An 11,158-nucleotide genomic window follows, 5' to 3' on the forward strand; every position below is an offset into this window, starting at 1 on the left:
CGCCTGCTGATGTTCGATTAACCAGCAGACGTTTATTTATGCCGCTATTCGCTCACACGGTTTGCAGCCCATGCGTACATTAATTCGAGCGCTATGGTGGCACCGGCAAGCGCGGTAACGTCACTATTGTCATAAGGTGGAGAAACTTCCACAACGTCCATGCCGACAATGTTAATGCCTGCCAGTGCACGGATAATTTTCAGCACCTTGTCGGAATTTAATCCACCACAAACAGGCGTGCCTGTACCTGGAGCAAAAGCGGGATCCAGACAATCGATGTCGAAGGTGATATAAACTGGTTTATCACCAATCACATCATGGATACGAGCGACAATCGCTTCGACACTGAGATCATTCGCTTCCATTGCATTAATCACGTTGAAACCGTGCTCAGCCTGCTTGTACTCAGTACGGATACCAATTTGAACGGAATGTTTAGGTGAAATTAACCCTTCATTCGGCGCATGGTAAAACATAGTGCCGTGATCGTAAGCACTGCCGTTTGCATAGGTATCGGTATGCGCGTCAAAGTGAATCAATGCCATTTCACCGTAGTGCTTGGCATAAGCACGCAGTATTGGCAAAGTGATGAAGTGGTCGCCACCTAATGCCAGCATGGTTTTACCACTTTTTAGAATCTCACAGGTAGCGGCTTCTAAGCGGTAAGTAAAGTCTTCTGCATCACCACAATCAAACACCAGGTCGCCAGCATCAATGATGGACGCGCGCTTTAGCAGGTTAAAATCCCAGGGGAATTTCTTGCCTTCCCAAGCCAGATTAACCGAAGCACGACGAATCGCATCTGGCCCCATACGCGCTCCAGGTCTGCCGGAGGTTGCCATATCAAGTGGTACGCCGAGTATCACCAGATCAGCATCCGCAGCAACCGGGTCGCGCAGATAGGGTCTGCGCAAGAAACTCATGGAATTTGAGTAAAGCGAATAATCGGTTTTAGTAAACAAATCATTCATTTATATATCCTCTAAATAGGTGTAGCCAGACAAGCCCACCTCTAGTTCTTCAAGTACCGTTTGGTGCTCGCTGGCTTGTACACGCTCTGCCACTAGCTCACGGTAGTTTTGGCGAATTTTATCGACGTCGATGTGTACGTAACGCATCATATCTTCTACGGTGTCACCTTCATCGATGCGTTCAATAATCGCTTCGCCGTTGTCGTCGACGGTGACAACCGCACTGTGTGTATCACCAAACAGGTTGTGCATGTCACCCAAAATCTCTTGGTAAGCACCGACGAGGAAGAAGCCCATTAAGTATGGCTTATCTTTGTCCCATGCAGGCACTGGAAGCGTAGTTTCAATGCCTTGACCTTCGACATATTGCTCAATCGCACCGTCGGAATCACAGGTGATATCGAGCATCACTGCACGGCGATCTTCAACGTTTTCCAATCCAGACAATGGCAGAATAGGAAACACCTGATCGATACCCCATGCATCTGGTAGCGACTGGAAGAGCGAAAAGTTGACAAAGAACTTATCGGCGAGTCGTTCACTTAACTGATCCAAAATTGGCCGATGAAAACGGTTTTTGTTACTCATCTTGCGGCTTAGTTCGAAATAAATTCGTAATGAAAGCTGCTCAGCCCAAGCACGTTGTTGAAGGTTCAATACACCAGTCGCAAACTGAGAATGCACTTCGGCCAAATCACTTTGCGTGTCGTTGTAAAGTTCAATTAAGGCGCGTGCATCGCTGCCATTTTGCAAGTTTTCCCAGTTGCGCCACATGTTGTGCAGCAAGGTTGGATCGTCCGTACTTGGTTCGCAAACACTTTCAGGCTGGTAAGCTTCTGTACCGATCACGTTGGTGATCAGAACCGCGTGATGAGCCGTTAAAGAGCGACCAGATTCGGAAATGATTACTGGCACTGGCTGTTGATACTGCTGACACACATCGCCAACCGTGCTGACAATGTTACGTGCATATTCAATCAGCGCGTAATTCATTGAACTGGTTGATTGGCTTCTGGTACCGTCGTAGTCCACGGCCAAACCGCCGCCGATGTCAAAGTACTTGATATTGGCGCCCATCGCACGCAGTTCACAATAGAAACGAGCCGATTCATTGACACCGTTACGAATGTCGCGAATGTTGGCCATTTGTGAGCCGAGATGGAAGTGAACCAATTGCAGCGCATCGAGCTGTTCTTCGCGCTTTAAGCGTTCAATAACGGTCAACACTTGCGAAGCCGCTAATCCAAACTTAGATTTTTCACCGCCGCTCGACTGCCATTTGCCAGCTCCCTGCGAAGCTAAGCGGATACGAATTCCCAAACGTGGCTTAACACCGAGACTTTTCGCTTCTTTAAGTACTAGATCAAGTTCAGAGAGCTTTTCTAGCACAATAAAAACTCTATGACCGAGCTTTTCACCGATCAGGGCTAAACGGATGTACTCACGATCTTTATAACCGTTGCAGACAATCACAGAGCTTGCTTTTTGCGCTAGTGCTAACACCGCCAATAGCTCTGGTTTGCTGCCCGCTTCAAGGCCCAATTGCTTAGTTTCTAGCTGCGCTTGGCTTTCTAGTATTTCATCGACGACCTCTTTTTGCTGGTTCACTTTGATTGGGTAAACCAGCAGGTAGTTGTTGTCGTATTGGTACTCTTCAATGGCCTGGTTAAACGCATGACAAATCCCGTGCACACGTTGGTGGAGAATCTGTGGGAATCGAACCAGTACCGGTAAATTCAGTTGTTTTTGCTCCAGCTTAGAGACGATATTGCTCAACGGTACTTGGTGTGTGCTGTCACTACGTGGTGAAACATAGACTTCACCTTGGTTATCGATACCGTAGAAGCCTTGGCTCCAGTAATGAACATTGTAATCCGCGCGCACACGGTCAAGTTTGCTATTATTTTCCACTACAAATCTCACAAAGGTAGGGAGAGAAATAAATGGCTCATATCGACAGAGCCAGACCTGACACGGGTTTGAAGTGGGTTCTCTAAGCTTCCGTGTCGAGCGCATTAACGGATAAAACGGGGGGCGAGTCTAACAAATTAGTTTTGTCGTTACGATTGAGTAGATGCTAGGAAATAATCGAACAAATTGTTGTTTGATGTGAATAGGATTTTATCTACATCCAAGCCTTTATTTGACTAGTTTGAGCCGCTAAAATGGAGCCAAATTGAATACTTTTGGAAGAACCATGGCAAAACTGACACTTCAAGAGCAAATGCTAAAAGCGGGCTTAGTGAACGAGAAAAAGCTTAAGAAAGCGAAAAAAGGCTCGAAGAAATCTCGTGTACAAGCGCGTGAAGTAAAAGCGGCCGTTGAAGAGAACAAGCGCCAGCAGCAAGAGCGTGATAAAGCCCTTGTTGAAGAGCAAAAAGAGCAACGCCTGTCGAAAGAGATCAAAGCGCAAATCAAACAGCTGATTGAGATGAACAAGATCGATCAGAAAGATGGCGAGATTAAATACAACTTCACTGACGGTACCTTGGTTAAGTCGCTTTATGTTGAACCGCTTATTCGTGATCAGCTAGCAAAAGGTATTCTATCGATTGCTCGTACTGATGACACCTATGTGGTTATCCCAAGCAGCGTAGCGAAGAAAATCGCGATGCGTGATGAAAGCGCCATCATTGAGCAGAATGCACCTGCCGAAGATATCCCGGCAGAAGACGACCCGTACGCTGATTTCGTTGTCCCAGATGACCTGATGTGGTAGTCGTCACTGACCAAGCCAATACATATAGCGCGTGGCTCAAATTTTTAAGTTGCGCGCTCTTCCCTTCAAAATAGCCTCTCAATATTTTTTTACCTCACTCACCACTCTTATTTGATTCTCCATAAGCGCCTTCTCCTGTAACTTAGCTGCTCCATTTTATTGCCAAAACAGTTAGGCGATCACAAGCTTGCAAGCCAATCAATGTTTCACAAAATGTTTATGCTTCCTATACTTAGCAATAAAGTGCTTTCCCGATACCACTTCTTTTGCCAGATAATACGCTTATGAAACGAATACTATTGATTTGCCTGTGTTTGAGCTTTTTAGTCGCCTGCTCGCCAAACAAGAGTGATCAGGCTTTAGGCACACTTGAGCGTGATCGTATTACGTTTACCGCCACGTCAAATGAGATCATTCGCGCTTTGCCAGTCAAAGAGGGTGGCATGGTCTCCCAAGGTGATGTGTTAGTTGAGCTGGACAAACGCAATCAACAAGCGATCCTCGCAAGTGCCAATGCGGAGCTGGCCCAAGCGGAAGCTTATTTGCTCAAGCTGACTAATGGCGAGCGGTTTGAAGATATTGCTGCGGCCCAAGCTCGAGTTGATAGTGCGCGGGCTCAGTTGGTTGATGCGCAAAAAAGCTATAAACGCATTTTTGAACTGGTTGAAAAACGTTTGTTGAGCCAAGCGGAGCTCGATAGCGCGCTCGCCAAAAGAGATTCTGCGCAAGGGGAACGCAACTCAGCGCAAGAGGAATATGCCAAACTGACCGCAGGGGCTAGAGTCGAAGATATCGATCAAGCTAAAGCATCAATGATGGCGGCAAAAGCGAATCGCGATCTTCAGCAGCAAAAATTAGAAGAACTGACCATTATCGCCACCCGTGACGGTGTTTTGGATAATTTGCCTTACAACCTCGGTGAACGTGTTCCCGTCAACGCTATTGTCGCTGTGGTTCAGGCAGACCGCATTCCTTACGCACGTGTCTATGTCCCTGCCAAACATCGTGTTGCCATGATTCCGGGGAAAAGCGTTACGGTGCATGTCGATGGAGTCGCGTCCCCCTTTACGGGTTTGGTCCGTTGGGTTGCGACCGAATCATCATTCACACCCTATTATGCGTTGACTGAGGAAGACCGCTCTCGTCTGATGTATCTGGCGGAAGTGGATTTGCCGGAATCTGCTCAAGCGCTACCTTCGGGAGTTCCTGCGCAAGTCGATTTGGTGGACTAACCCATGTCAGAATACGCTATTCAAGCTCATAATATTGTTAAGAATTTTGGCGATTTTACCGCGATCAATAACCTCAGTTTACAAGTCCCAAGAGGTTCTATCTATGGCTTTCTCGGCCCCAATGGTTGCGGTAAATCGACCACGATTCGCGTACTGACCGGACTGCTCAACCCCACTCAGGGCAAAGTGAATGTACTTGGCTTATCCATTCCCGAGCAGTCGGAGCTACTGCGGACCAAAATTGGCTATATGACGCAAAAGTTTTCTCTCTACAATGATTTAACCGTGATAGAAAACTTGCAGTTTATTGGCCAAATTTACGCCATTCCACATCGCGAGCTAAACAAACGAATCGAGGAACAGCTTTGTACTTACGGTCTAGACAAGCTGCGCAATCAAAGGGTGAGCGGCATGAGTGGTGGGCAAAAACAAAGATTGTCACTTGCCGCAGCGACAATTCACCGCCCCGAACTACTGTTTCTCGATGAACCAACCTCTGCGGTTGACCCTGAAAACAGGCGTGATTTTTGGGAGCAACTGTTTGACCTAGCAGAGCAGGGCACCACTATTTTGGTGACAACGCACTATATGGATGAGGCTGAGCGTTGCCACCGTCTGGCAATCATGGAAGCGGGCGAGATTCGCGCTGATGGAGAACCTGAGCAGCTGATGGCGCAGATGGGGGTCCATATTGTAGAAGTGAAAACAGACCACTTGCGTGATCTAAAACAGCGCTTATTGCATTTGAGTCAGGTGCGCTCGGCAGCTCAGATAGGGGTTCGGCTGCGAGTACTCATCTCACAAGATGTTACTGAACCGATAGAGTGGCTAAAGGGCCAGTTTCTTGAATTGGAAGGAGAAGAAATTAATTTGACGCGACCAAGTTTGGAAGATGTGTTTGTCAGTGTCACGGGGTCAGCGCAAGGAGCGGTTCGCCAATGATGCAGACTCTGGTTCGAATGAAAGCGATTATTGTCAAAGAGATTCGCCAGTTATCGCGAGATAGAATTAGCTTTGGCATGGTTGTAATGCTACCACTCGTACAACTGCTACTGTTTGGCTTCGCGATTAACACCGATATTCGCCATATACCGGTCGGCGTCGTCGACCAGAGCAGCAGTGTCGTCGGACGCTTGATTACAGAGTCAGTTAAGGTGACGCAAGTGGTTGACGTGACGGCTTCATTCCCTACAGCAGAGGAAGCTGAACAAGCGATTGAGAATGGCGAAGTGAAAGCGGTATTGATCTTGCCGAGAGATCTCACCCAACGTATCAGCGATGGGCGAGTACTTGGGCAATGGATTGTCGATGGCTCCGACACTATGATCAGTTCATCCTTGCTCGCATTGCAAACCATGCCGCTCAGTGATTTTGACTTCGACATCCGGCCGCCAGCTGCGAAAACGTTTGAAGTGGCCTTGTACTACAACCCGAGTCGACGCTCAGCGGTGAACATAGTACCTGGTTTACTCGGCGTTATCTTAACCATGACCATGGTGCTGTTTACCAGTTCTGCGATTGTTCGTGAACGTGAGCACGGCAATTTAGAGCTGTTAATTACAACACCGATTAGACCAATTGAGTTAATGATCGCGAAAATTATTCCATACATTTTTGTCGGACTTATCCAAGCATTGATCATCCTCAGCTTGGGCAACGGCATTTTTGGTGTACCCATTAACGGCGCGGTTACGCAAATTTTCCTTGCTTGCTTACTGTTTATCTCGGCCAGTTTAACGCTCGGGCTGGTTATTTCGACCATAGCCTCAACTCAGTTGCAAGCGATGCAAATGACGGTTTTTATTTTATTGCCGTCCATTTTATTGTCTGGTTTTATGTTCCCCTATGAGGGAATGCCGATTGCTGCTCAATGGATATCGGAGGTTTTACCTGCGACGCATTTTATGCGTATGATCAGAGGAATTGTTCTGCGCGGTGCTGATTTAGCTGGGTTGTGGAAAGACACTGTGTGGTTGTTGGCATTTACCTGCATTGGGATTATTGTTGCATCGAAACGATTTAAAAAGTCCCTAGATTAGCGGTCGATAAATGTAAAAAAACCAGCCTATTGGCTGGTTTTTTGAAATCTTAGAAAACCGAAGTTTTCGTCAATCTACAATTAAGCTGGTACTACGTTAGCAGCTTGTGGGCCTTTTTGGCCTTGTTCAACTTCAAAAGAAACCTGTTGGCCTTCTTTTAGAGTTTTGAAACCTTCAGAAGCGATTGCACGGAAGTGAACGAATACGTCAGCACCGCCGTTTTCTGGAGTGATGAAACCGAAGCCTTTCTCTTCGTTAAACCATTTTACGATACCAGTAGTTTTGTTAGACATGATGTCTTCCTTATATAAGTTAAATCAATCTTCTTGGTGCGCTGAATATTTGAACTATTTAATGTAACGATGAAGCTAAGGGAAACACTAAGGATAACAACGGTAACGCGTTTACTAAGAATTTACTTTCGACTTGCAGTTTCACTAATAACTCTGAATCGCAGAGCAAGGAGATAGTACCTGAACTTTGCACATTGTAAAGATTTATTATGGACCGAAGTGGATTTATATTCCAATTCTCCCTTTTTGACACCAAATGCGGCATCCAGCGGTGGGTTAATTGACTGTGCCAGCACAGCTAAACGACGTCTTTAGACAAAATGGCTTCCCTAAGCGGGAAGCCATTGAATAGTAAGCAAAGGTTTTTTGCGATGTTTACTGAGTTACTGAGGATTTAACCCCAGAGTTTGCAGTACCAGTTTAAAGTTGTCTTGTCGCTCTTTAACTGCGTGGACTTCACCACTGACAGGACAAGTGCTGTCGGGACAGCCGCGGTTAACGATACCAGATACGGCATCAATAAAGGCTGTGCCTTGTAACCCTCCATCTACGTACTTTTTCAGCTCAGCATGGTAGTTCCAGTCTGCGTATGGTCCACTCTCATCATTGTAGGCTTGCACAGAAGTAACCCAGTAGAACAGACCTGCGATCCATTTAATTTCTCGGTTTTCCTCAGAGCTACAAATCAAGCCTGGGTTAGAACAGAAATCCAGATCCGCGTAGAGAGGGTTTTCTGGTGGTGCTTCAACCACAACCCCGTTAACCGTTGTACCAATTGTATCTGGATCAACATGCGAGCGGCCCATGAAGTGGTTTAAAGTACCGAAGTTCTGGCGACCAGTGGTTTGAATGACACCACGTCCCCACCAACCACAGCCTTCTACAGTGCCGTTAGTGTCACTGCCATCCCAGATAAACTTACCGGCTTTTTGTTCGGCATAGACTTTACAATCTTCGCGTTCCCAAACTTGTTTTGAACCATCAACGCTGGTAGGTACTTCCATACAGTGACCATCGTTGGTCCAACGTCCGACATTACCATTGACCAGCAGCCCTTTTTCGGCCAGTACCGAATCTGGAGCGGCAAAGATTGGCGCAGGAGCACCGTACCATTTAGCATTGGTAAGTGCACTGACTTCCATCTTTGGATCGCGTGGGCATGAATATGGATGATCGACGCCAGTGACGGGATCCATACCATAGTCGGCATATTTCTGGCCGAGCTGACCACAACTTGCTGTCATTGGATAGTTGACCGGCGCGCCATAGCGAACTTCAGACCAGTTGTTTTCATCACAGGCATTGTAACGAATAGTCTCTTGCATACTTTGTGATAAAAATGCCGCAATGGCGACTTTGGCATACATTGCATTGGTCGCGTCATCTGCATTTTCGTCCAGCAGCCAGAAGGTGTTACCAGCGACGCCGACGTTATACATAGAGTTTAGGCCTGCAAGGAAATCAGCCCACTTGTAGACGGTGGAGGGTATCCATTGTGATTGCGGTGTTTCAAACAAGAATGCCTGATTGTTCATTGCCGTTTCCGCACTGGCAAGTTCACTGTTCAGCGATGCAATTCGAGTCAAAGGCCCATTCTGAACGCTTTCACCCACATAGTACAAAGGTACCGTCGCACTCTGGTAGCGCTCGATTTTGCTGGTCAGGTCGGCACTGTCTGTGTCGAACAAAATCGCAAAAACGTTGCTGTGCGCGGCTTTACGAATATGACGGTCGCCTGATGTCTGTCCTAGGAAGTAGCTTGACGTTTGCGAGGTTGGCAGAGATGTAAGTAATGCGGGTGTTTGAACATAGTCTGTGACTTGTTTGACATACTCCAAAGCGTAATGCCACTGCTCATCCGTTAAGGCCGCACTTGTGCTGGATTTTGTGAAGGCGACAAAGTCAGCCTTATGGGTAGATTCTGCTTTGTAGAGCTCGAAAGTCGAGAGCAAATCGGCGCTCGCGCCTGAAGCTGCATTCCATACCGCTCTTTTCCCTGAATGAGTGTCATAAGCGAAATCACCAATGCTTAATGTCCAGCCGAATGTTGCCTGTGGAGCAAGGGTTGAGATCACCAAGTTATGCGCTTGAGCCCATCCTTGCACGTCATCGGTGAGCGCATTGATGTCGTTTATATCGATTTGACTGCCAGTGGCATCGACTGCAGCGGTTAGCGCTTGTTTTACTGCTACGCTACCCAGTGCTTGACCTTTATCTGCGGTGGCAACATCTAATACATCGCCTTTGAGGATAATGGTACTTGAACCCGCACGATCGACCGCATCAATTAAAGCGACAAAGGCGTTGGTCAGTTTGTTTAGATCGCTAAGGTCTTGACTCTGAATCGTATCCACTGTCAAATTTGCTGGGGTATCTAATGTCGAAGGACCTGCGACAACAAAATGATTCGGCCATCCGCTAACTTCTAGTCTCACCGGATCTAACGGGTTTGGCAACGTTAGTGCCGGAGTGTTGCCTGTAGGGTCATCGTCACAGTCTAGGTGGTGTGCCCAACTGCTGTCGCCGCCTGGAATGCTAGAGGTCCACCAGTTTGCTTTGTAGGCGACATTATCGTTCACCATAATGTCTCCACCATTAGCGTGATCACCTTGGGTCCAGTCAGGGTAGACATTAAACTCAGCGCAAGCGTCGCCAATAGGGCCTGGGGTTGGTTCAGGAGCCGGGTCTGGTGTTGGATCTGGATCTGGATCCGGAGTCGGGTCAGGATCGGGTGTCGGATCGGGGTCTGGCGTGGTGCCACTGACGAGTTTCCATGGTGAGTCCCATTCATTGGCATAATTGTCGGTCGGACTTTGACCTGCGTTTACCCACCATTTCGCTTCGTAAGTTTGACCATTAATGGTCACTTGTGTGCCGCCTGGGTAGGATTGGGTTGCGTCATAGGGCTCGGCAGCCAATAAGCTGCCACTTAAAGCGATACACGCTAATGAAGCCGCGATCTTGCTCATCCTAAACATAATTGTTCCCTTCAGTTAATCGTTATTTTCACGTTTTACGCATATAAGATGCTGATGATTAGATAAATTATTATCTGAAAATAAGTTAGCAACGATTATGAGATTTAGGCGGAAAAATAATTGGGAACGTACTGATATGCGGCAAATATCACGAGGAAACAGGCAGAATTTGCGGTGTTACTTATTTGTTAAAAATAACTTGTGAGATTGCTTCAAGTTCTCTGGTTAGCTGTCAAATCACCCTAATTGAATTTGTATTTTTTAATCAAACGGCTATAGCTATCGTGGCTTGTTAGGTGTTCGATATGCTGCCAAAAGGAGTGGGCAAGTGAGGGGTGTTGCGCGTAAAAAGTTTTACTAAATGCGAGATAGGATGAATTGTCACTGAGCGGTAAGGCTTCTTTGACGATATGTTTAAAGTCGGGGGCTTCGGAAAGCAACAGATCATTAATGGACTCTAAGCCAACCCAAGCATCCAATCTACCTTTGCTCAACAGCGACAAACCTTTCGCTGCACTATCAACTTCTTCAACCTTAAGTCCTTGGTCTTTGAGTTGACTGACAACGGCATAGTCGAGAACCGCGCCGACTTCGCCATCAACATTAAAGACGGTTCCTTCTTTGCTATAGACGTTACTGCCTTGCAACTTATATAAGAAGTATCTCTGCCGTTTAACGAATTTTGTCTGGTCGGGAAGACCATTTTTCATCGGATAGGCCAAGTAGAGAGCTCGATCGGATTTGTAACCGGCGTGAAAGACAGCATCCACTCGACTGTGCTTCGCCATGGCGAGTACCCGTGTCCATGGCGCGCGGGTGAACTCTATCTCGACTTGTAACTGCTGTGCGACTTGGCGGAGCAGTTCTATTGTGACTCCTGGGCTGATATCGGCAGCGCTCCAACAATATAAGGTGGAAAGGCCTCA

The 11,158-nt window shown here is 47.1% G+C and carries 9 protein-coding genes; 4 read left to right on the forward strand and 5 right to left on the reverse strand.

All coding sequences use genetic code 11. The features are described 5' to 3' along the window. Positions 1 to 44: 44 nt before the first annotated feature. Both speB and speA read right to left on the reverse strand, forming a co-directional pair. A complete protein-coding gene (gene speB / locus TW81_RS16520; RefSeq protein ID WP_045956834.1) occupies positions 45 to 971 on the reverse strand; it encodes an agmatinase in 927 nt (308 codons plus the stop codon). Then, complete coding sequence (speA, locus tag TW81_RS16525) at positions 972 to 2,882, reverse strand: arginine decarboxylase (RefSeq protein WP_045956835.1); 1,911 nt, start codon at positions 2,880 to 2,882, stop codon at positions 972 to 974. It lies immediately after the preceding gene. 286 nt (positions 2,883 to 3,168) lie between these two features. Between speA and TW81_RS16530 the strand changes: the two genes are divergently transcribed. The 4 genes from TW81_RS16530 to TW81_RS16545 all read left to right on the forward strand — a co-directional run bounded on the left by TW81_RS16530 (position 3,169) and on the right by TW81_RS16545 (position 6,961). Continuing rightward, positions 3,169 to 3,690 (forward strand): DUF2058 domain-containing protein, encoded by a 522-nt coding sequence (locus tag TW81_RS16530; RefSeq protein ID WP_045956836.1) that lies wholly within the window; start codon positions 3,169 to 3,171, stop codon positions 3,688 to 3,690. A gap of 284 nt (positions 3,691 to 3,974) precedes the next feature. Further along, on the forward strand, positions 3,975 to 4,922 hold the full coding sequence (locus TW81_RS16535) for an HlyD family secretion protein (protein ID WP_045956837.1): 948 nt from the start codon (positions 3,975 to 3,977) through the stop codon (positions 4,920 to 4,922). Between the two features lie 3 nt (positions 4,923 to 4,925). Further along, complete coding sequence (locus TW81_RS16540; RefSeq protein ID WP_045956838.1) at positions 4,926 to 5,864, forward strand: ABC transporter ATP-binding protein; 939 nt, start codon at positions 4,926 to 4,928, stop codon at positions 5,862 to 5,864. After that, positions 5,864 to 6,961 (forward strand): ABC transporter permease, encoded by a 1,098-nt coding sequence (locus tag TW81_RS16545; protein ID WP_338061735.1) that lies wholly within the window; start codon positions 5,864 to 5,866, stop codon positions 6,959 to 6,961. The genes TW81_RS16540 and TW81_RS16545 overlap by 1 nt, the downstream gene beginning before the upstream one ends. Before the next feature lie 80 nt (positions 6,962 to 7,041). On the opposite strand, the gene cspE is transcribed toward TW81_RS16545, so the two are convergent. From cspE to TW81_RS16560, 3 genes are all read right to left on the reverse strand, one after another. Next, entirely contained in the window at positions 7,042 to 7,254 is a 213-nt protein-coding gene (gene cspE / locus TW81_RS16550; RefSeq protein ID WP_004744614.1) for a transcription antiterminator/RNA stability regulator CspE, read from the reverse strand. Between the two features lie 383 nt (positions 7,255 to 7,637). Next, a complete protein-coding gene (locus TW81_RS16555) occupies positions 7,638 to 10,232 on the reverse strand; it encodes a cellulose-binding domain-containing protein (protein ID WP_045956840.1) in 2,595 nt (864 codons plus the stop codon). A 242-nt stretch (positions 10,233 to 10,474) separates the two neighbouring features. After that, positions 10,475 to 11,119, reverse strand: a complete 645-nt coding sequence (locus TW81_RS16560; RefSeq protein WP_084715944.1) for a transporter substrate-binding domain-containing protein — start codon at positions 11,117 to 11,119, stop codon at positions 10,475 to 10,477. Between the last annotated feature and the right edge of the window lie 39 nt (positions 11,120 to 11,158).

The sequence above is a fragment of the Vibrio galatheae genome (assembly GCF_000967545.1).
Lineage (GTDB): Bacteria > Pseudomonadota > Gammaproteobacteria > Enterobacterales > Vibrionaceae > Vibrio > Vibrio galatheae.

Bases quoted from the DNA above. Each gene is read 5' to 3' on its own strand.
- TW81_RS16530 (WP_045956836.1), top strand. From the start codon at position 3,169: ATGGCAAAACTGACACTTCAAGAGCAAATGCTAAAAGCGGGCTTAGTG.
- cspE (WP_004744614.1), bottom strand. From the start codon at position 7,254: ATGTCTAACAAAACTACTGGTATCGTAAAATGGTTTAACGAAGAGAAA.
- TW81_RS16545 (WP_338061735.1), top strand. From the start codon at position 5,864: ATGCAGACTCTGGTTCGAATGAAAGCGATTATTGTCAAAGAGATTCGC.
- speB (WP_045956834.1), bottom strand. From the start codon at position 971: ATGAATGATTTGTTTACTAAAACCGATTATTCGCTTTACTCAAATTCC.
- TW81_RS16535 (WP_045956837.1), top strand. From the start codon at position 3,975: ATGAAACGAATACTATTGATTTGCCTGTGTTTGAGCTTTTTAGTCGCC.
- TW81_RS16555 (WP_045956840.1), bottom strand. From the start codon at position 10,232: ATGTTTAGGATGAGCAAGATCGCGGCTTCATTAGCGTGTATCGCTTTA.
- TW81_RS16540 (WP_045956838.1), top strand. From the start codon at position 4,926: ATGTCAGAATACGCTATTCAAGCTCATAATATTGTTAAGAATTTTGGC.